The 21,266-nt window shown below is 64.4% G+C and carries 16 protein-coding genes and 1 tRNA gene; 6 read left to right on the forward strand and 11 right to left on the reverse strand.

Annotation, left to right across the window (positions count from 1 at the left end; translation table 11 throughout):
- Positions 1 to 48: 48 nt before the first annotated feature.
- Genes AUL31_RS13460 through AUL31_RS13475 form a run of 4 tightly spaced genes read right to left on the reverse strand, consistent with a single transcriptional unit; the run spans position 49 to position 4,407 of the window.
- Entirely contained in the window at positions 49 to 900 is an 852-nt protein-coding gene (locus AUL31_RS13460) for an N-acyl homoserine lactonase family protein (protein WP_244489409.1), read from the reverse strand.
- Entirely contained in the window at positions 900 to 1,895 is a 996-nt protein-coding gene (locus AUL31_RS13465; protein WP_060607429.1) for an ABC transporter permease, read from the reverse strand. Before AUL31_RS13465 ends, AUL31_RS13460 begins: the two co-directional genes overlap by 1 nt.
- The gene (locus tag AUL31_RS13470; protein WP_060607431.1) at positions 1,892 to 3,463 is read right to left on the reverse strand and encodes a sugar ABC transporter ATP-binding protein; all 1,572 of its coding nucleotides are present in this window, start codon (positions 3,461 to 3,463) and stop codon (positions 1,892 to 1,894) included. Before AUL31_RS13470 ends, AUL31_RS13465 begins: the two co-directional genes overlap by 4 nt.
- Positions 3,463 to 4,407 carry a sugar ABC transporter substrate-binding protein gene (locus AUL31_RS13475; protein ID WP_060607434.1) on the reverse strand — a complete coding sequence of 315 codons (945 nt, stop codon included), beginning with the start codon at positions 4,405 to 4,407 and terminating at the stop codon, positions 3,463 to 3,465. The genes AUL31_RS13470 and AUL31_RS13475 overlap by 1 nt, the downstream gene beginning before the upstream one ends.
- Positions 4,408 to 4,587: 180 nt before the next feature.
- Here AUL31_RS13475 and AUL31_RS13480 point away from each other — a divergent pair, with 180 nt between their 5' ends.
- Positions 4,588 to 5,613: a LacI family DNA-binding transcriptional regulator gene (locus AUL31_RS13480; protein ID WP_409359971.1), complete on the forward strand. Its 1,026-nt coding sequence runs from the start codon at positions 4,588 to 4,590 to the stop codon at positions 5,611 to 5,613.
- Positions 5,614 to 5,699: 86 nt separating this feature from the next.
- Here AUL31_RS13480 and AUL31_RS13485 read toward each other — a convergent pair whose 3' ends face one another.
- The 3 genes from AUL31_RS13485 to AUL31_RS13495 form a co-directional block, all read right to left on the reverse strand.
- Complete coding sequence (locus AUL31_RS13485) at positions 5,700 to 6,071, reverse strand: helix-turn-helix domain-containing protein (RefSeq protein WP_060607440.1); 372 nt, start codon at positions 6,069 to 6,071, stop codon at positions 5,700 to 5,702.
- Positions 6,072 to 6,082: 11 nt separating this feature from the next.
- Positions 6,083 to 6,340 carry a type II toxin-antitoxin system RelE family toxin gene (locus AUL31_RS13490; RefSeq protein WP_060607444.1) on the reverse strand — a complete coding sequence of 86 codons (258 nt, stop codon included), beginning with the start codon at positions 6,338 to 6,340 and terminating at the stop codon, positions 6,083 to 6,085.
- A gap of 180 nt (positions 6,341 to 6,520) precedes the next feature.
- Positions 6,521 to 6,596: transfer RNA gene (locus tag AUL31_RS13495), tRNA-Lys, on the reverse strand.
- 151 nt (positions 6,597 to 6,747) lie between these two features.
- On the opposite strand from AUL31_RS13495, the gene AUL31_RS13500 reads away from it, so the two are divergent.
- The 3 genes from AUL31_RS13500 to glmS all read left to right on the forward strand — a co-directional run bounded on the left by AUL31_RS13500 (position 6,748) and on the right by glmS (position 10,829).
- Entirely contained in the window at positions 6,748 to 7,485 is a 738-nt protein-coding gene (locus tag AUL31_RS13500; protein ID WP_060608092.1) for a cytochrome c biogenesis CcdA family protein, read from the forward strand.
- Between the two features lie 38 nt (positions 7,486 to 7,523).
- Positions 7,524 to 8,894, forward strand: coding sequence for a bifunctional UDP-N-acetylglucosamine diphosphorylase/glucosamine-1-phosphate N-acetyltransferase GlmU (gene glmU, locus AUL31_RS13505; protein WP_060608097.1), 1,371 nt, complete (start codon positions 7,524 to 7,526; stop codon positions 8,892 to 8,894).
- A gap of 108 nt (positions 8,895 to 9,002) precedes the next feature.
- Positions 9,003 to 10,829, forward strand: a complete 1,827-nt coding sequence (glmS, locus tag AUL31_RS13510; RefSeq protein ID WP_060607446.1) for a glutamine--fructose-6-phosphate transaminase (isomerizing) — start codon at positions 9,003 to 9,005, stop codon at positions 10,827 to 10,829.
- Here glmS and recG read toward each other — a convergent pair whose 3' ends face one another.
- On the reverse strand, positions 10,830 to 12,935 hold the full coding sequence (recG, locus tag AUL31_RS13515; protein ID WP_060607449.1) for an ATP-dependent DNA helicase RecG: 2,106 nt from the start codon (positions 12,933 to 12,935) through the stop codon (positions 10,830 to 10,832).
- Between the two features lie 110 nt (positions 12,936 to 13,045).
- Between recG and AUL31_RS13520 the strand changes: the two genes are divergently transcribed.
- Together AUL31_RS13520 and mfd are read left to right on the forward strand one after the other, a co-directional pair.
- Positions 13,046 to 13,342, forward strand: coding sequence for an FAD assembly factor SdhE (locus AUL31_RS13520; protein ID WP_060607451.1), 297 nt, complete (start codon positions 13,046 to 13,048; stop codon positions 13,340 to 13,342).
- A 137-nt stretch (positions 13,343 to 13,479) separates the two neighbouring features.
- Complete coding sequence (gene mfd, locus AUL31_RS13525) at positions 13,480 to 16,854, forward strand: transcription-repair coupling factor (protein ID WP_244489418.1); 3,375 nt, start codon at positions 13,480 to 13,482, stop codon at positions 16,852 to 16,854.
- 62 nt (positions 16,855 to 16,916) lie between these two features.
- Here mfd and AUL31_RS13530 read toward each other — a convergent pair whose 3' ends face one another.
- From AUL31_RS13530 to parE, 3 genes are all read right to left on the reverse strand, one after another.
- Complete coding sequence (locus AUL31_RS13530; protein WP_060607458.1) at positions 16,917 to 18,455, reverse strand: DEAD/DEAH box helicase; 1,539 nt, start codon at positions 18,453 to 18,455, stop codon at positions 16,917 to 16,919.
- Between the two features lie 197 nt (positions 18,456 to 18,652).
- On the reverse strand, positions 18,653 to 19,165 hold the full coding sequence (locus AUL31_RS13535) for a hypothetical protein (protein WP_060607460.1): 513 nt from the start codon (positions 19,163 to 19,165) through the stop codon (positions 18,653 to 18,655).
- Between the two features lie 2 nt (positions 19,166 to 19,167).
- Positions 19,168 to 21,201 (reverse strand): DNA topoisomerase IV subunit B, encoded by a 2,034-nt coding sequence (gene parE, locus AUL31_RS13540; RefSeq protein WP_060607462.1) that lies wholly within the window; start codon positions 21,199 to 21,201, stop codon positions 19,168 to 19,170.
- Positions 21,202 to 21,266 lie beyond the last annotated feature (65 nt).

Consider the following 21,266-nt stretch of genomic DNA (forward strand, 5'->3'; position numbering starts at 1 on the left):
GCGCGTTTGCGTCAATTGCCACAAGGGACCGTTCAGGGTTGCGTGCGTTCAGGAGGCCCTGGCGATGCGAAAGCCTTCGACTTCCATTTCGACCGGCAGGTGCGACCATCGCTGCATGTCGTGGAGAATGACGAGCCGGCTGAGATCGCCCTCGATCTCCTTGTTGATGCGGTCGAATGTGCGCAACTGATCCCATACGCTGCCGGTCGCGTTCGCCAGCGGCACATAGACACCGTCGTGATTGTGTCCGCAGATGTTCCGCTGCGAATAGACGCAGTCGCCGGATATGACCAGCCGGCCGCGCTGCGTTTCCAGGACCACGAATTGCTGGCCGACCGTATGGCCTTCCCCGAGCCTCAGATGCAGGCCTGGCAGCAGGTTATCCAGGTCGCCATCGACGAGGTTCAACCGATGCTCGAGCGAGGCATCGAAGGCATTTCGCAGATCGTCGGGATTGATGATCTCGGTGAGGTAGCCGAACTGCCGCGGCATGGCCAGAGCCTCGATCCAGGACAGGAGTTCGCGCTTCTGGATATGGATCCGGGCGCGCGGGAACTGGTGGATCGAACCCATATGGTCGAAATGTGCGTGGCTGAGGACGATATCGGTAACGGCGTCCGGGGCGACGCCGAGTTCGCCCAGCATGCGCAGCGGCGAAATCCAGAACGGCACGCCGAATTTCTCGCTCATCGCCTGGCCGCTGCCTTCCTTCATGAAGCCGGTATCGATGAGGGCGACATGCGCGCCATGGCGCGCCAACACGAATGAAAAGGGCACATCGATACGGCCTTCGTCGTAGGCATCGTGGACGAGCCCGGCAACGAGCTGATCCTTTGATCGGGCAAACTCGATGACGTGGACATTCCAGGTCGGAACGGGGCGGGTGGTGGACATGGACATCAGCTCTCCGCGGCGGAGCGGCCAAGGCTGGATAGCCCGACAGCGACAATCAGGATCGCGCCTTGCAGCACGTATTGCGAATAGGTCGGGGCACCGAAGATGTTGAGGCCATTGAACCCGAAAGCGATGATCAACGCGCCGATCAGCGTGCCCAGCACATGGAATTCCCCGTCACGCAACGTTGCGGACCCGAGGAAAACAGCCGCGAATGCGGTAAGCAGATAGCTGTCGGCCGCGCTTGCGGTGCCGCTGCCCAGGCGGGATGCCAAAAGGATGCCGGTCAGGGCGGCACAGACCCCCGAGATGACGAAGCCGAGGATCTTGATCCTGTCCACGTCGATGCCGGCCAGCCGGGCGGCGGCCGGGTTGCCGCCGACGGCCTGGATTTCCTGGCCGAGCGCGCTGCGCTCGACCAGTATCCAGAGGCTTCCGACCACGATGGCCATCACGACGATGTTGTTGGGAATACCGAACAGCCACCGGCCGAGCGACAGTTGCAGGAACGCCTCGGGCACGCCCGAGACGATTGGAACGCCGGCCGAGTAGGCAAAGGCAAGGCCGGTAAGGATGGTCCCGACACCGAGCGTGGCGATGACGGAGTTCACCTTCACCTTCGTTACGATCAGCCCGTTGACCAGCCCGATCAGGGCGCCTGCCGCAAGCACGATGACCACGGCGACCGGGATGGGCAACTTGTTCGATACGATGAGCCCGGTGACGAGGATGCCGTGCAGGCTGGCTGCAAAGCCGATCGACAAATCCAGTTCCCCCACCACGACTGCCAGGGTCAGCCCCGCGGCGATAATCATCGCCAGCGATGCCTGGTTGAGAACGTTGGTGAAGTTGGACACCGTGGGAAAGGCGCGGGGGGACAGGATGGAAAAAGCTGCGATCATCGCTACGAGGCCGATGATGGTGGCGTAGCGTGCAAACAGTCCAAGTGCGGCTTTGGCACGTGGCGACAGGCGCCTTCTTGCGGAAACGGCATTGCTCATGATGGTCGAACTCCAGCGTGCAGGCCTTCGGCGTAACTTGCCTCGATTATGGCGCTCCGGCTTATGGCCTCGCCGGTGAGTTCCTGGACGATCCGTCCTTCCGCCATCACCAGAACCCGGTCGCAGAGATCGGGCAGTTCGTCCGGCTCGGACGAGATCACCAGCACCGCCATGCCATCGCGGGCAAGCGCCCGGATAAGACGATGGATTTCGGCGCGGGCGCCGACGTCGACCCCGCGCGTCGGTTCATCGAGGATCAGCACCTGAGGTGCGCGAAGCAGCCAGCGCCCGATCACGACCTTCTGCTGGTTGCCGCCGCTGAGCCGGCCGACCGGTGGCTGCGCGCCGGGCGTGCGGATCGACAGGTCGGCGATCATCTTCGCCGAAAGCCGGCTCCGCTTTCGGTTGCTGACAAGGGGAACCGCAGAGCTTGTCACGATCCGCGACAAGCTCGACAGATGAAGGTTGAAGGCGACGCTTTTGCTGAGGATCAACCCCTCGCTACGGCGTTCCTCCGGCACGAGGCCAAGGCCGGCGCGCACCGCGTCGGCAGGACGCCGCGGCGCAAATGGACGTCCGGCAAGCATCATTTGTCCGGCGTCGCAGCGGTCGGCGCCATACAGAAGGCGTGCCAGCTCGGTGCGCCCGGCGCCGACGAGCCCCCCGATGCCCAGGATTTCACTCCGGTGCAACGTAAGGGCGATATCGCGCACGCGCGGCAGGCGCGTAAGTCCCTCGACGGCAAGCACGACCTCGCCACGTGTTGGCGCGGCTTCCACCTTGCGTGTGTTCTGGACCGTGCTGCCGACGATCGCCTCCACCAGGATCGGTCGGGTCAGGCCGGCGCGATCCATGGTCGCGATCGACCGGCCATCGCGGAATGCCGTAACGCGATGGCAAAGACGCAGGATTTCATCCAGCCGGTGTGAGACATAGAGCACCGAGACGCCCGAGGCCGACAGATCCTCCACGATGCGCAGCAGCGACTCCGCCTCGGATGCCGACAGCGAAGCAGTCGGCTCGTCCATGACGATCAGCCGGGCCTTGCGCACCAGTGCCCGGCAGATGTTGATGAGCCACTTCTCGGCGACGCTGAGGCCCCTGACGCTGGACGACAGCGGTGCAGTCAGGCCCACACGCCGCGCGACCGGGGCAACCTCAGTTGCAATGGCGCGCCAGTCGACTATGCCGAAGCGGCTGCGCTTGGGCACACCCAGCATGATGTTCTGCAGGACCGTCATGCCCGGTACGAAAGCCAACTCCTGATGAATGAACGTCATGCCAAGCTCGGTAGAATGCTGCGGCGAGCCGATGAAGACGGGCTGGCCGTCGACGGTAATCCGCCCTTCATCCGGTTGGTTCAGGCCTGCCAGAATGCGTATCAGGGTGGATTTTCCCGCCCCGTTCGCCCCGACGAGTCCATGCACCTCGCCGGCTTTAAGGGTCAGCGAAACACCTTTCAGCGCCTGGACACCGCCAAAGGATTTGGTGATGTCCAGTGCCTCCAGGAACACCTCGCGGCTCTCGCCGGAAGCAAGGTCGCAAGACAGGCGTCCGTCCTTCAACATTATTGTCCGAGGGCCTCGGGGTGCTCTGCGACGAAGGCTTCCACGGTTTCCTGCGTCACCAGCACGGCTGGCACTTCCACCGCCTTGGGTTGCCAAGCGCTGCCGGCGGCCTTGATCTCCTGCAACAGCTCCACCATCCGCTGACCTTCGGTGAAACTGTCCTCCCAGGCGGTCGCCGTCATATGTCCGTTGCGGATATTTTCGATGGCCTGTGCGTTGCCATTGACGCCATACACCTCGACGTCGTCACGGCCCTGCTGCCGCAAGGCCCCGATGGCCCCGATGGCGGGGTCGTCCCAGCAGCCCCATATCGCCAGCTTTCCATCCCCTGGCGGGTTGGAGGCCAGCCATGCGTTGGCATACTGTGCGCCGTCCTCAAAATAGCCGGGAATACGCACCTCGTTCTTGGTGACAGTAATTCCCGGATGATCGGCGAGCATCTCGTCCAGCAGCACCTCGCGGTTACGGCAGACCTCGCCGGTGCGATATGTCAGCGCAAGAAGGTTTCCCTCGCCGCCGAGATCGGCGATCATCTTCTCAATCACCGGCTGGGCGATCGGCGCCCCGGAGCCGTTGGTTGCCGCAACGGAACTGCCTAGCCCTCCGCCCCACGTGACCACCGGTATATCCGCATCGCGCGCAGCGGCCAGCCCCGCTCCGATGGACGAATAGGGGAAGACCATGTCTATGATTGCGGTGGCCCCACGGCCGGCAAAGTTCTGGATCGCGGAGTTGGCCTGATCCGCGCTGCCGGCGGCATCGATGACCGAGACCTCCCAGCCGGCCTTCTCCGCAGCGGCAGTGGCGCCCGCGATGTAGCGAACATTGTTTGCTTCCGTGGCGGAGATCGACACGATCCCGAGAAGCGGCCGATCCTGAGCGGCAGCCGGCACGAGCGTCATGGCAAGGCATGCGGCGACCGCAGCCGTAACCGGATGTTTCATTTGATCCTCCCAACGGCACTCGAACTCGCGTCGCCCTCCCGGCGAACAACGACTAACCGTTTTGCCAGCGTTCCCCATTTAATCGGCAATTGCAAGATGCGTCGCTGCGAAATACCGCCACACGGCCTAGACAGAGTGCTGCTACTTCGAAATGATCCGGCGAAACGATTAACTGGAATTGTGATTTTGGCCACTATACGCGATGTCGCCAAAGCCGCCGGCGTTTCGACCGCAACGGTGTCGGCCGTGGTCAACGGCTCGGCCTATGTCAGCGTTGCCCTGAAGGCACGGGTGATGGCGGCGGTTAAGGAACTCGACTATGCGCCGATGTCTGCGGCCCGTAACCTGAAGCGGGGCCGCAGCCAGCTTATTGCCCTGGTGGTTGCCGACCTTGCCAACCCGTTCTTCGCGCGGTTCGTTTGTGCTGCCGAGGCAGCCGTGACCGAATGGGGCTATTCGCTGGTGCTGTTCAACAGCGACGAGAAGCCGGAAAATGAAAAGCGGATTCTGTCCCGGGTGCGTGCCTTGTCCTGCGACGGGCTCGTATGGGTTCCGATAGAGCCGGCCGGCCGCAACGAGGGTCGCGACGGAGAGGGCGGCACGATGCCGACGGTCCTGTTTGGGCGGGTGGTGGAAAATGAGCGATCCGACACGGTGACGATCGATAATTGCTCGGCCGCACGTCAGGTAACCAACTACCTGCTCGATCTCGGTCACAGGCGCATCGCCACGATCACCGGGCCGCTTCATTTGACCACGGGCCGCGGCCGTCTCGACGGCATGCTGGAAGGAATGGCGCAACGCGGCCTGGCGCCGGAGCCCCGCCACATCCGCGATGGCGCATTCCGCGAGGAGGTTGCGTATGCGGCCGCACGCGACCTCATGACCGAGGCCGAGCCGCCAACGGCCATCTATGTCGCCAACGGTGTCATGGCGCTTGGGGTCATGCGGGCTCTGGCGGATCTTGGCCTGTCGTGCCCGCGCGATGTGTCCATTGCGTCCACGGACACCATCCCGGGGATCGGTGGGTTGCGGCCACGGCTGACACGAACGGAGCATCCCATCGCCGACATGACGCGGGAAGCGCTCCGTTTGCTGGTGGATCGGATAGAGGCGCGTTCACCGCCCGGGCCACGCAATATCGTCTTTCAGCCCGCGCTGATCCTCGGGGAAAGCTGCGCACCGATTGCGCCTTCAGCGCATTGAGGCAAGGTTATCCGCCGCCAAGCCGTCGAGACCGGCGCGGTCGAGGTTACGAGCCGCCAGATTGTCGAAGCGGCCCGGCAGTGCCGTTAGAACAGGTCGTCGACAGCCAAGTTGAGAGCTTCGGCTATTGCCGCCCTTTTATCCGGGCGGGCGGCCCGTGCGCCGTTTTCTATCTGGCTCACATAGGCTTGCGATAACCCACTGGCCTTCGCCAAGGCGGTGACGCTCATGCCGCGATGCTCGCGCCATACCCGCACCTTGCTCTCACCGTCGACGATGCGCTTGACTACGGCAGCCGGGATCAATTCTTCCTCGCCCTTATTGATCCTTGCGAGGACGTCGGCGGCGGCAGCCAAGTCGACGATATCTTCCAGGCGCTCGATAAGGGCCTCGTATTCGGACTTGGGCAGCACGGCGAGCGTCTCGCCGGCCGGGGTTGTGATATACTGGACGGACATGGTCGTTCCTCTCATTCGTAAATGTCGCGACGATGGCCGACCTTGATGACGATAAGGACAACGCCTTGGTCGTTTAAGATCACCCTATAGTCACCAACGCGGAGGCGGTACGTACCCGATGGTTCGCCCTTGAGTGCTTTCACGTTGTTCGCAAGCGAGGCCGGGTCCGCTGCGAATTGCTCGACCTTCGTTTGAATGCGGGTCGCGATGTTGTGAGGCATTCTTGACAGGGACCGAAGGGCTTGCGCGGTGTAGGTGACCACTTTCATGAGTTTTCTATAGCGAAACCATAGCAATTTCGCAATAGATCATAGCAGTTCTATCTCTGGTTCGCACGACAACTGCGGCTTACGGAACGTGCCACCACCGGATATCAGGCTGTGCCGCCGGTGTGCTAACATAAGGGTTTGCAGTGAGGGGAGTTAGGGGCCTGAAACCCCTATGTTTCTTGGTGAGCGCGCAGGGATTCGAACCCTGGACCCCATGATTAAAAGTCACGTGCTCTACCAACTGAGCTACGCGCTCACAACGCGTCAAACGAGTCGCGGAAACGGGCGGACCATATGCATGGCTGACTGATGCGTCAATGCCCAGTTTGCCGTGCCTGCAAACCGGTTTGCGCGGGGCGGGCAGGCGCGATAAGAACGCCTCGTATTCCAAGGAAGACGGCGTACCGATGCTGGAACTGTCATACCCAACAGCCGTGCTGGCCGGCGCGCTCTCGTTCCTTTCACCCTGCGTGCTGCCCCTTGTGCCGCCCTATCTGTGCTACATGGCGGGCGTATCGGCCGACGATCTTCGCGCCGGCCATACGGCCGCGCCGCGCGTACAGGGCCGGGTGGTGGCCAGCGCGGTGGTTTTCGTGCTCGGCTTCTCCAGCGTCTTCATCGCGCTCGGCGCGGGCGCCTCCAGCATCGGCCAGATCCTGCGGCAAAACCTCGACTGGCTGGGTGTTCTGGCGGGCGTCGCGATCATCGCCATGGGCCTCAACTTCCTTGGCGTCTTTCGGCTTTCCTTCCTGTCGCGGGAGATGCGCGTGGCGGCGCCGGACAAGCCACGCAGCTTCTGGGGCGCCTATCTGATGGGCCTTGCCTTCGCATTCGGGTGGACGCCATGCATCGGCCCGGTACTGGGCGCGATACTGGGGCTGGCCGGCGCACAACAGACGGTGGGCCAGGGCGCGGTGCTGCTCGGCTTCTATTCGGCGGGCCTCGGCATTCCGTTCATTCTGGCGGCCGCGTTTTCCGGCGTGTTCCTGCGCGGGCTCGGACGCTTTCGCGCCTATTACGGAACTGTCGAGAAGGCCATGGGCGGGCTTCTGGTCGTCACCGGCATTCTCTTCCTGACCGGCGGCATGCAAACCATGGCGTTCTGGCTGCTGGAAACCTTCCCTGCGCTGCAGATGATCGGCTAAACCATTCTATGCTGCCGCCGACCGACGAATGGATACTCATGACCAGAACCTGCCTCACCATCATCCTCGCTGCCGGTGAAGGTACACGGATGAAGTCCGGCCGCGCCAAGGTGCTGCACCCGGTGGCCGGATTGCCGCTCGTCTGCCATGTGGCGGCCGCCGCGCAAAAGGCGGGGGCGGATGCCATTGCGCTGGTGACAGGCCGGGATGCCGAGGCGGTGGAAGCGGCTGTCGCCATTTATCACGGCGGCGTTCAATCTTTCCGGCAGGTCGAGCGTCTCGGTACGGCGCATGCCGTTCTTGCGGCCGAACCGCAGATAGACCATGGCTACGACGATATCCTCGTCCTGTTCGGCGATACGCCGCTGCTGACGCCCGAAAGCCTTGCCAAGGCGCGGGCACAACTGGCCGACGGCGCGGGCGTGGTCGTCTTCGGCTTCCATGCCAAAAACCCAACGGGTTACGGGCGACTGGTCACCGAGAACGGCGAGCTGGTCGCCATCCGCGAGGAAAGGGACGCATCGCCGCAAGAGCGGGAAATCACCTTCTGCAATGGCGGGCTGATGGCGCTGGACGGGCGACGTGTCGCCCCTCTGCTGCGACGTATCGGCAACCAGAACGCCAAGGGCGAGTACTACCTGACCGACATCGTGGCGCTGGCGCGCGAGGCCGGCGAGCGCGTCATTGCCATGGAGACCGAGGAAAGCGAGTTGCAGGGCGTCAACGACCGCGCCGATCTGGCGTCTGTCGAGGCGGCATGGCAGGCGCGACGGCGGCGCCAAGTCATGGAAGCAGGGGTGACGATGATCGACCCCGCCACGGTCTTCCTGTCCTTCGATACGCAGATCGCGGCCGACTGCGTCCTGGAGCCGAATGTCTTTTTTGGCCCGGGCGTCTCGGTCGGGCCCGGATGCACCATCCACGCCTTCTGCCATATCGAGGGCGCCACGCTTGCGGGCCATTCGCAGATCGGGCCCTTCGCGCGGCTGCGCCCCGGTACCGAGCTGGCGGACGAGGCAAAGGTGGGCAATTTCTGCGAAACGAAGAATGCCAAGGTCGAGCGCGGCGCGAAGATCAACCATTTGTCCTATATTGGTGACGCCCGTGTCGGAGCGCAGGCCAATATCGGCGCCGGCACCATCACCTGCAATTATGATGGCGCATTGAAGCACCATACCGACATCGGCGCAGAGACCTTCATCGGCTCCAACTCGTCGCTGGTGGCCCCCATATCGATCGGCGACGGGGCTTATGTCGCCTCGGGAAGCGTCCTGACCGATGACGTGCCGGCCGATGCGCTGGCCTTCGGGCGTGCGCGGCAGGTGGTGAAGGATGGGCGGGGCCTGGCGATCCGCCAGCGCAACGCTGCGGCCAAGGCGGCGCGCAAGGCAGGAAAGCAGTCCGGTTGAGCGCCTTCGCGCGGCGACACGAACGGACATCAAAATTGACACCCTTCGCGCGCTGCTTCGGCTAAAGCTGCGTCAAAACGTACCGCGTCGGTTTCTGGAGCTATCCCCATGTGCGGCATCATCGGCATCATCAGCAACCAGCCCGTGGCCGGGCGCCTCGTCGACTCGCTGAAGCGCCTCGAATATCGCGGATACGACTCGGCCGGCATCGCGACGCTGGATGGCGGTCGGCTGGATCGTCGTCGTGCCGAAGGCAAGCTGCGCAATCTGGAGGGGCGGCTTGGCGAAGCGCCTTTGCCGGGAACGATCGGCATCGGCCATACGCGCTGGGCCACGCATGGGGCGGCTACGGAAGCGAATGCGCATCCGCATGCATCCGGGCCGGTGTGCGTTGTCCATAACGGCATCATCGAGAATTTCCGCGAGCTCAAGAACGAGCTGATTGCCGACGGCTTCGCCTTCGAAAGCGAGACCGACACCGAGATCGTCGCCGTGATGGTGGCGCGCGAATTGAAGAACGGCGCTGCGCCGCGCGACGCCGTTTCGCGCATCCTGCCCAGGCTGGAAGGCGCATTCGCCCTGGCTTTCCTGTTCGAGGGCAAGGAAAACCTCATGATCGGCGCACGGCGCGGTAGCCCGCTTGCCGTCGGCTCCGGCGAGGGTGAAATGTTCCTCGGCTCCGATGCCATCGCCCTGTCGCCCTTTACCGATACCGTGCGTTACCTGAATGACGGCGACTGGGTCGTCCTCAGCCACGACAATGCCGAAATATTCGACGCCGAAAACCGGCCGGTCGACCGCCCGGTGCGTCAGGCGGTGGGCAAGAGCTTCAATGTCGACAAGGGCAACTACCGCCACTTCATGCAGAAGGAGATGTTCGAGCAACCGGAAGTCATCTCCCACACCCTCGGCGCCTTCGTCGACATGGCCAGCGGACGGACGCGCCTGCCGGCCGGCGCGGAGATCGATTTTTCCAAGGTGGGGCGGATCGCCCTGTCGGCCTGCGGAACGGGCTATTATGCGGCGCTGGTGGGCCGCTATTACTTCGAGCGCTACGCGCGTATCGCCTGCGACCTCGATGTCGCCTCCGAGTTCCGCTACCGCGAAAGCCCGCTGGGCGGCATCGATCTGGCGCTCTTCATTTCCCAGTCCGGCGAGACGGCCGATACGCTGGCCTCGCTTCGGTACGCAAAGTCGCAGGGCGTACGCGCCGCGGCTATCGTGAATGTGCCGGAATCCACCATCGCCCGCGAGGCCGATGTCGTGTGGCCGACGCTTGCCGGACCGGAGATCGGCGTCGCCTCCACCAAGGCCTTCACCTGCCAGCTCACGGCCCTGGCGGCCCTTGCCATCCGCGCCGGCGTGGCGCGCGGCGTGATCGATGCCGAGCAGGAACTCGAATTGACGCGTCAGTTGATGGAAGTTCCGCGGTTGGTCAACGAGGCGCTGGCACTGGAGCCGGAGATCGAGCTGTCCGGTCACGAGCTTGCCGGCAAGCGGCACGCTCTGTATCTGGGCCGTGGATTCTCTTTCCCGCTGGCACTTGAGGGTGCGCTGAAGCTGAAGGAAATCAGCTACATCCACGCAGAAGGTTATGCAGCGGGTGAGCTGAAGCACGGGCCGATCGCCCTGATCGACGAGACGATGGACGTAGTGGTGATCGCCCCGCATGACCGCGTCTTCGACAAGACGGTGTCCAACATGCAGGAGGTTGCGGCGCGCGGCGGGCGTATTCTGCTGATCACCGATGCGCCGGGCGCGGAAGCCGGTGCCATGCGCGGCCTGCGCACGCTGATACTGCCGGTCATGCCGGAAATCCTGACGCCCATCGTCTATGCGGTGCCGTTGCAGATGCTGGCCTATCATACGGCGGTGCAGATGGGCACCGATGTCGACCAGCCCAGAAACCTCGCCAAGTCGGTTACGGTGGAGTAGTCAGCCGGAGCGCAAAAGGCGCACCGCCTCGTCCTTGCCGAACAGGTACAGGAGGGCGCGGACGGCCTGTCCGCGCGGCGAGGACAAGTCCGGGTCCTGCGTCAGAAGCAGGCGTGCATCGTCGCGGGCGATTTCCATGAGGGCGGAGTGTGTGTCCAGACGTGCGATGCGAAAGCTCTGCATGCCGGATTGGCGCGTACCGAGGATATCGCCTTCACCCCTCAGGCGCAGATCTTCCTCTGCGATCCGGAAGCCGTCTTCCGTTTCCCGCATGATGGCCAGCCTGGCATGCGCCGTCTGCCCAAGCGGCCCGCGATAAAGCAGAACGCAGGTCGAGGCGCGCGTTCCACGGCCGACACGTCCGCGCAACTGGTGCAACTGCGAAAGGCCGAAGCGCTCGGCATGCTCGATGACGATGATGGAGGCTTCCGGCACATCGACGCCCACCTCGATTACCGTCGTCGCCACAATCAGCTTAGTGTGGCCAGCCTTGAAGGCGGCCATCGCGGCGTCTTTTTCGTCGCCGCTCATCTGGCCATGGACCAGCCCGACCGTGTCGCCGAACCAGCTTTTCAGCGTTTCGTGCCGCTCCTGCGCGGCGGTAAGGTCGCTTTTCTCCGATTCCTCGACGAGCGGGCAGACCCAATAGACGCGGTCGCCGCTCTCCATGGCCTTGCCGATGCGCTGCACGATTTCGCCGATCCGCTCGGTGGAGACGGCAACGGTGGTGATGGGAAGCCGGCCGGCCGGCTTGCCCGTCAACCGGGACACGTCCATGTCGCCGAAGGCCGCCAGCACGAGCGTGCGCGGGATCGGCGTCGCGGTCATGACCAATAGATCGGGCGCGGTGCCCTTGCGGGTCAGTTGCAGGCGTTGATGGACGCCGAAGCGATGCTGCTCGTCCACCACGACGAGGCCGAGATTGCCGTAGACGACATCCGCCTGGAACAGCGCGTGCGTTCCGACCACGATGTCGACTGTCCCGTCGGCGATGGCCTGTAATTTGCGCTCGCGGGCCTTGCCATTGTCGCGCCCCGTCAGAAGCGCGATGGACAGGCCGGCCTTGGCGCAGATTGTCTCCAGCCCGGCAAAGTGCTGGCGCGCAAGGATTTCCGTTGGCGCCAGCAGCGCCGATTGGGCACCGGACTCGCGCGCGGCGGCCATCGCCATCAGCGCGACGACCGTCTTGCCGGCGCCGACATCGCCCTGCAGAAGGCGCAGCATCCTGTCGGGCGCGCCCATATCGGCGTAGATTTCCTCAAGCGCGGTGCCTTGCGCTTCCGTCAGCCTGAACGGCAGCGCATCCAGAACGCGCGCACGTAGCGCCCCATCGCCGCCAAGGCACTGGCCGGGCAGCTTGCGCATGCGCTGGCGCGACAAGGCCAGCGCCATCTGGCTGGCCAGGAACTCGTCATAGGCAAGGCGCTGGAAGGCCGGGCTCACCGGTTCGGCATGGGCGGGGGTTTCAGGATTGTGGATCTGCAGCAGGGCCTCGGCGAAGGACGGAAAGCGCAGGCGCGCCAATGAATGCGGCTCTATCCACTCGTCCAGCGGCGGAACGCCGGTCAGCGCCGCCTCTACAGCCTTGCGCAGCGTGCGCGGCGACAGGCCGGCCGTCATCGGATAGACGGGTTCCACCAGTGCCAGGTGTTCCACCTCGTCCAGCGGCGCCACGAAGTCCGGATGCACCATGGACGGACGGCCATTGAAACGCTCGACCTTGCCGGAGACGAGAAGTTCGGCATCCAGCGGCAGCAGCTTTTCGATCCACGGGCGGTTCGGCCGGAAATAGGTGAGGGTGATCTCTCCGGTCTCGTCGCTGGCCAGGATTCGGGCCGGCTGGTTGCTGCCCTTGCCCCCGGGAAAGAAGTGCCGCGTCACGCGCAGCGCCAGGCTGACGATCTCCCCCTCCGGGGCATCGGCCACGGCGACGCGCCTTCGCCGGTCGACGACACCGGAAGGAAGATGAAAAAGAAGGTCGCGGACGCGTGCATCCCCGCCGCCCGAGGGCGCGACGAGGCCGGCCATGACGGCAGCCACCTTGGGCCCGACGCCGGGCAGGGTCGTAATCGGCGCGAATAGAGGATCGAGGGCGGAAGGGCGCATGCCTTTCCATGACGCCGGCAGGCCGCAGATGCAAGCTCCGGGCTATCCGTTTGCGTCCGCGATGCCCTATATGTGCGCGCTCGTACCGCAAGGAGCCGCAAGGAAAAACGATGACAGGCATTGGCCGCACATCCAGCGATCTCGACCCGCGCAGGCGCAAGGTGCTGTTCCGCTCCTGGCATCGCGGCACGCGCGAGATGGATCTGGTGCTGGGCCGCTTCGCCGATGCCGAGATCGACCGGCTGAGCGACGAGGAACTGACCATCTACGAAGCGCTGATCGACGCGCCCGACCGGGAAATCTTCTCCTGGATCACGGGCACGGAGGCGACCCCGGCCGAGTACGATACGCCGGTGTTCCGGCGCATCCGCGATTTCTATGCCCTGCCGGAAGGCGATGCCCAATGAGCCAGCCGGCCGATCTCAAGAAGCGCTTGTCCAAGGACGGTGCGCTGACCATCGGCAACGTGCTGGATGGCTATGTACCTTTCATTCTGGCCGAGATCGCCCGCCACCGGGGCGGTGACCGGCCCATCGTCTTCGTCATGCGCGATGGCGGCTCCATGGGAGAGGTCGAGGATGCCTTGCGCTTCGTCGCACCGGATCTTCCTGTCCTGACGCTTCCCGCCTGGGACTGCCTTCCATACGACCGCGTCGGCCCGTCTTCGGGCACGGCGGCCACCCGCCTTGCTGCGATGACGGCCATTGGCGAATTGCGCGCCCAGCCGCACCGCGCCGTGATTTTGACGACGGCGAACGCCCTTCTGCAACGCATGCCGCCGCTGTCGACGCTGATGGAAGAGACGATCCGCGCCAAAGCCAGCGGCCGCGTGCCGATGAAGCAGATCGTGGATGCGCTGCAGCTCGGCGGGTTCGAGCGCGTCACCACCGTGCGCGAGGCCGGCGAATTTGCGGTGCGCGGCGGCATACTGGACCTGTATGCCCCCGGCGAGGACGAACCGGTGCGCCTGGATTTCTTCGGCGATACGCTGGAGACGATCCGCAGCTTCGACCCTGCCACGCAGCGCAGTACCGGCACCCGCAAGACATTCGAGCTTGCGCCGGTGTCGGAGGTTTCGCTGCGCGAGGACTCGATCTCGCGGTTCCGCAGCAATTACGTGCGCAGGTTCGGCGCGCCCTCGCGCGAGGATGGGCTTTACGCCTCCATCTCCGAGGGCAAGCGCTTCGCCGGCATGGAACACTGGCTGCCGCTCTTTTACGAGCGTCTCGAGACCGTGTTCGATTATGTCGACGGGTTTCCGATCGTACTCGACCATCTGTTGACCGAGGCCGCGGGCGAGCGCCGGAAGCTGATCGACGATTATTACGAGGCGCGGCGTCGATCCATCGCCGCCGAGAGTGCGGGGGGCGTGCCCTACAATCCGATCGCCCCGGACGAATTGTACCTTCCGATGGACGAGCTGACCGACCGGATCGCGGCATCCGCGCCCGTGCGCCTGTCGGCCTATGCGCAAACCGACGCCGGCGGCGCCGATACGCTGAACCTCGACGTGACGCGCGGCCGCACCTTCGCGGGAGAGCGGCAGGCCGGCGACGTCAATGTGTTTTCCGCGGCGGTGGACCATATCTCGCGGCTGCGGGCAGACGGCAAGCAGGTGATCCTGGCCGCCTGGACGGAAGGATCGCGAGACCGGCTCACCCAGATCGTGGAAGAGCATGGTCTGGGCAACATCAAGCCCGTCGACACGCTGAGCCAAGCTCTGGAGATCGGCCGGAACACGGTTGCCACCGCCGTCCTTGGCGTGGAAGCCGGCTTCGAAACCCAGCGCATCGCCGTTGTTGGCGAGCAGGACATACTCGGCGACAGGCTGATCCGCCGCGCCCGGCGGCGCAAGCGCGGATCGGACTTCATCAGCGAGGCGTCTGGCCTTGCCGAGGGCGACATCGTCGTCCACGTCGATCACGGCATCGGGCGCTTCGTCGGCCTGCGCACGATCGAGGCGGCAGGCGCCCCCCATGATTGCGTCGAGCTGCGTTACGCCGGAGACGACCGGCTGTTCCTGCCGGTCGAGAATATCGAGCTTCTGTCGCGCTATGGCGGCGAGGGGTCCGAAGCCAATCTGGACAAGCTCGGCGGCGGCGCATGGCAGGCGCGCAAGGCCAAGCTCAAGCGTCGGCTTCTGGACATGGCGGGTGAACTCATTCGCATTGCTGCCGTACGCCAGACGCGCGGCGCGCCCAAGCTGTTGCCCCCCGAAGGGTTGTGGGACGAATTCCAGGCGCGTTTCCCCTACGAGGAGACGGATGACCAGTTGGGCGCCATCGAGGCGGTGGCCGACGATCTTGGCGCCGGCCGGCCGATGGACCGCCTCGTCTGCGGCGATGTGGGCTTCGGCAAGACGGAAGTGGCGCTGCGGGCAGCCTTCATTGCCGCGATGAACGGCTTGCAGGTTGCGGTGGTGGTTCCGACGACGCTTCTGTCGCGCCAGCACTACAAGACATTCATGGAGCGTTTCCGTGGCCTGCCGCTGACCGTGTCGCAGGCCTCGCGGCTGGTAACCGGCAAGGAGCTGGCGGCCACCAAGAAGGGCATCCAGGAAGGTACGGTCGACATCGTCGTCGGCACGCACGCCCTTTTGGGCAAGTCCGTCGACTTCAAGAATCTCGGTCTGCTGATCATCGACGAGGAGCAGCATTTCGGCGTCAAGCACAAGGAACGGCTGAAGGAACTGAAGTCCGACATCCATGTGCTGACGCTGTCGGCAACGCCCATCCCGCGCACGCTGCAGCTTGCGCTGACCGGCGTGCGCGAACTGTCCCTCATCACGACACCGCCGGTGGACCGGATGGCCGTACGCACTTTCGTTTCGCCCTTCGATCCGCTCGTCGTGCGCGAAACCCTGCTGCGCGAGCGCTATCGCGGCGGACAGAGCTTCTATGTCGCGCCGCGCCTGGCGGACCTGGCCGGTATCAAGGAATTTCTGGACGAGCAGGTCCCCGAGCTGAAGGTGGCCGTGGCGCACGGGCAGATGCCGGCGGGCGAACTCGACGACATCATGAATGCCTTCCACGAGGGGCAGTACGATGTGCTGCTGTCCACCACCATCGTGGAGTCTGGCCTGGATATCCCGACGGCCAACACCATGATCGTGCATCGCGCGGACATGTTCGGCCTGGCGCAGCTTTACCAGTTGCGCGGGCGCGTCGGCCGCTCCAAGCAGCGCGCCTATGCGCTCATGACCATTCCGGCCAACAAGACGCCGACGGCGGGCGCCGACCGCCGATTGAAGGTTCTGCAGTCGCTGGACACGCTGGGCGCCGGCTTCCAGCTTGCCAGCCACGATCTGGACCAGCGCGGCGCCGGCAACATCCTGGGCGAGGAGCAGAGCGGACACGTCAAGGAAGTCGGTTTCGAGCTCTACCAGCAGATGCTGGAAGAGGCCGTCGCCGAGATGAAGGGCGAGGAGCCTGAGACGAACGGCATGTGGTCGCCGCAGATCACGCTCGGCACTGCGGTCATGATTCCGGAAAGCTACGTCCCCGACCTGCAATTGCGCATGACCCTGTATCGGCGGCTGGCGGATCTGGCCGACGCCAAGGAGATCGACGCATTCGGCGCCGAATTGATCGACAGGTTCGGCCCGCTACCTCCAGAGGTGGACCATCTGTTGAAGGTGGTCTTCATCAAGGCGCTGTGCCGCAAGGCGAATGTCGAGAAACTGGATGCAGGGCCCAAGGGCGTCGTCGTGCAGTTCCGCGACAAGAACTTCGCCAATCCGGCGGCGCTCGTGCGCTTCATCGGAGAGCAGGGCGTGTCCGCCAAGATCCGGCCCGATCAGTCCATCGTCTTCATGCGGGATTGGCCAAAGCCGGAACAGCGTCTCAACGGTGCCGCCGTCATCGCCACGCAACTGGCCCGCATGGTCGACAAGGCGCCCGAAGCGGCGAAAGCCGGATAAGACAAAAAAGGCAGGAGCCCGGAAGGCTCCTGCCGCTTATTCGTTCAGCCTGTCAGGCCGATTTAGGCGCCGGTGCGGATCAGCATGAAGGCGGGGATCTCCTCGCCGAAGCCCACCGGGGACGGCTCGTTGCCATGGTCGTTGCCGCCGCGGTGGCGGCCATTACGGGACGGCTCCTGCGGGCGCGGTGCGGCGTGAGCGTTAGCAGGCTCCGGCTTGCGGCGTGCGTTTTCGGCAGGCTTGTCCCCACGCTCGACTTTTGCAGGCTTGGCGGCGGGCTCTTCAGAGGCCTCCACCGGCGCGTCCAGCGCCTCGGCAGGCTCGTCCACCGGCGTGTCGCGCTTCGCACCCCTGCCACGGCCGCGCTCGGAAGAGCTGCCGGAACCACGGCCACGCTCGGATGAGCCGCTGGCCTTGCGGGTGCCCCGCTTGCCGCGCTTATCGCCGCTGTCCGCACTTTCGGAAACGGTCGACAGGTCGCCATCGAGCCATTCGATATCCTTGGAGATCATCTTCTCGATGGCATCCAGGTACTTGCCGTCCTCACGCGTGACGAGCGTGAATGCCTTGCCGGACCGACCGGCCCGGCCGGTGCGGCCAATGCGGTGGACATAATCTTCCGCATGGGTCGGCACGTCGAAGTTGAAGACGTGGCTGACCATGGGAATATCCAGACCGCGCGCCGCAACGTCGGATGCCACCAGCAGCGTCAGCTTGTTGTCGCGGAAGGCCTGCAGCGTCATCGTGCGGGCGCGCTGGTCCATGTCGCCATGCAGGGCGCCAACCGAGAAACCGTGCTTGTCCAGCGAGCGGAACAGGGTGGAGACATCGCGTTTGCGGTTGCAGAAGATGATCGCGTTGGTGAGGGTCTCGCCCTCATCGCGGATCAGGCCACGCAGCCGGTCGCGCTTGTCGTAATCCTTGGAAGCGGTGGCAACAAGCTTCTGCTCCACCGTCAGCGCGGTTGAGGCGGGCTTTGCCACCTCGACGCGCACGGGGTTCTGCAGGAACTGGTCGGCCAGACGGGTGATTTCCGGCGGCATCGTGGCCGAGAAGAAAAGCGTCTGCCGCGTGAAAGGGATCATCTTGCAGATGCGCTCGATATCCGGAATGAAGCCCATGTCGAGCATCCGGTCCGCCTCGTCGATGACGAGGATCTCAACGCCGGTCATCAGAAGCTTGCCGCGCTCGAAATGATCGAGAAGCCGGCCCGGCGTCGCGATCAATACGTCGACGCCACGCTCCAGCTTGCGGTTCTGATCTTCGAAAGAGACGCCGCCGATCAGCAGAGCGACGTTCAGCCGGCTGTTGATGCCGTATTTCTCGAAGGATTCCTCGACCTGGGCCGCCAGCTCGCGCGTCGGCTCGATGATCAGCGTCCGTGGCATACGGGCCCGGGCGCGCCCCTTTTCCAGCAGGGTCAGCATGGGCAGCACGAAAGATGCCGTCTTGCCCGTTCCGGTCTGGGCGATGCCCAGCACGTCGCGGCGTTGCAGGGCATGCGGGATAGCCTGCGCCTGGATGGGCGTGGGCTCCGAATATCCGGCTTTCTCGACGGCCTCGAGAACCTTGGCGCTAAGTCCCAGCTCTGAAAATGGCATGAAGGGGTTTAATCTCTTGATCTCAATGGTCGAAGACAAGGTTGGGGAAGGCATATGCATTCGCACCGGCCATAGAACTGCAAGCCCCAAATGTCAAGTTGTCGCAACATTAAGAGCGGCGGAATACGGTAAGCCAATTGGAAAACCGGCACGATCTGCCGGTTTTTCTTAAGTGCGATCTATGACCGGATCAGGCTTCAATTGGATGCCGGGCCGAACGTATAGGGTTCGCCGGGAGTGACGAACAGCTCGTATGTCTCGGCGATCTCGCCGTCCAGCGGTACGATGTCGAGGAAGAGAGACAGCGTGGAGGGGGCATCTTCCGACGGCTCGTCCGCGCGATAATTGACGATGGCGCCGTTGAGCCCGGCAATTTCCGTGATCTCTGTCGTCGTCAATACCGAAAGCTGCCCTTCATTCTCCAAGATCTGCTGCACGAAGAAGCGGTTGCCGTTCGGGTCTCCGGCCGCCTGCAGCAAAGCCGTACGCCAGACGCCATTCCTGTCGCCGTCGGCCCAGGGGCCCAGCACCTGCACATCGGTGATGTAGGGCGAGAGCTGATCCAGTTCCAGGGCGGCTGCCGCCTGCGGGGCCGTTTGCGACGGCGCGGCCTGCTGCGGCTCGGCGGCGTCAGGTGTGGCCTCCTGCGCAAAGGCCGGCATGGCCAGCAGGCAGGCAAGGGAGAAAGCGGGCAAAATGCGTGATTTCATGATCAGACGTCCAGATCTTCGACGAATGCGGCCCGCTCCTGAATGAAGCGGAAACGGGCTTCGGGCTTGTTTCCCATCAAGGCTTCCACCGCGCCGGCGGTTCCGGATTCCGGAAGGTCGTCCATTTCGACCCGCAACAGCGTGCGCTTGCGCGGGTCCATGGTGGTTTCCTTCAACTGGCCGGGCAGCATCTCGCCAAGGCCTTTGAACCGGCTGATCTCTACCTTGCCCTTGCCCTTGAACTCGCGCTGCATCAGCCGCTCTCGGTCGGCATCGTCGCGGGCATAGATCGTCTTGCCGCCCTGACTGAGCTTGTAAAGCGGCGGTACGGCCAGGAACAGGTGCCCGCCGCGGATCAGCTCCGGCATTTCCTGGAAGAAGAATGTGATGAGAAGCGAAGCGATATGCGCGCCGTCCACATCGGCGTCGGTCATGATGATGACGCGCTCGTAGCGCAGGTCGCCCTCGCGGTATTTGCCGCGCGTCCCGCAGCCGAGCGCCAGGATAAGATCGGCGAGCTGCTGGTTGGCGCCCACCTTTTCGCGGCCGGCGCTGGCGACGTTCAATATCTTGCCGCGCAACGGCAGAATGGCCTGACGGGTCCGGTCACGTGCCTGCTTGGCCGAACCGCCGGCCGAGTCGCCCTCGACGATGAAGAGTTCGGCGCCCGCCGCGCCGTTCTGCGAGCAGTCGGCCAGCTTGCCCGGCAACCGCAGCTTGCGCGTTGCGGTCTTGCGGCTGACTTCCTTTTCGGCGCGCCGCCGAAGCCGTTCGTCGGCGCGTTCGACCACCCAGTCGATCAGGCGCGCGGCATCCTGCGGCGAGCTGGCAAGCCAGATGTCGAAACTGTCGCGGATGGCGTTCTCGACGATGCGGTGGGCTTCGCCGGTGGCCAGGCGATCCTTGGTCTGGCCGACGAATTCCGGCTCGCGGATGAAGACCGACAACATGGCCGAGGCCGTCACCATGATGTCTTCGGCGGTGATGACGCTGGCCCGCTTGTTGCCGGACACCTCCGCGAAGGCCTTGATGCCGCGCAGCAGGACGCTGCGCAGTCCGGCCTCGTGCGTGCCGCCCTCCGGCGTGGGAATGGTGTTGCAGTAGGAGCGGACAGCGCCGTCCGCTGCCGTCCAGCAGACCGCCCATTCCACCGCGCCGTGGCCGGACGCCTTCTGCGTGCGGCCGGAAAACACCTGCGTCGTCACGCGATGCTCGGAGCCGATGCTCGTCTCGAGGTAGTCCTTCAGGCCGCCGGGAAAGTGGAAGGTGGCCTTGGGCGGAACTTCGGCTTCGCCCAGAAGGGCCGGATCGCAGGACCACCGGATTTCGACCCCGCCGAACAGATAGGCCTTGGACCGCGCCATGGCGAACAGCCGTGCCGGATCGAACGTCGCCCCTTCGCCGAAGATCTGGCTGTCCGGGCGGAACCGCACGCGCGTACCGCGACGGTTCTGTACCTCGCCGACCTCCTGGAGGGTGCTTGTGGCAACGCCGCGCGCATAGCTTTGCCGGTAGAGCCGGCGGTTGCGCGCGATCTCCACCTCCAGCACATCGGACAGGGCATTGACCACCGATACGCCGACGCCATGCAGGCCACCGGAGGTTTCATAGACCTTGGAGTCGAACTTGCCGCCGGCATGCAGCGTGGTCATGATGACTTCGAGTGCCGACTTGTCCTTGTATTTGGGATGCGGGTCCACCGGAATGCCGCGCCCATTGTCGGTGACGGACAGGAAACCCTGCGTGTCCAGCGCGACCTCGATGAAGGTGGCGTGGCCGGCCACCGCCTCGTCCATCGAATTGTCGATGACTTCGGCGAACAGGTGGTGAAGCGCCTTGGAGTCCGTGCCGCCGACATACATGCCCGGGCGTCGACGGACAGGTTCCAGCCCTTCCAGCACCTCGATATCGGCGGCGGTATAGTCGCTGTCGGATGGGGCCTGCGGGGCACGCTGCGGCGCGCGCGGCTTCTGGGCGGAGGCGTCAGACACTGGAACGACGCGCGCGGCGGAACCGGAAAACAGATCGTCGCTCATATCCGTGCCCCACCTTCGTGCCGCAATGCCAAACCTTTCGCACCCGCCTCCATCCGCATGTCTCT

The organism is Aureimonas altamirensis, assembly GCF_001463885.1.
GTDB classification, from domain to species: Bacteria; Pseudomonadota; Alphaproteobacteria; order Rhizobiales; family Rhizobiaceae; genus Aureimonas; species Aureimonas altamirensis.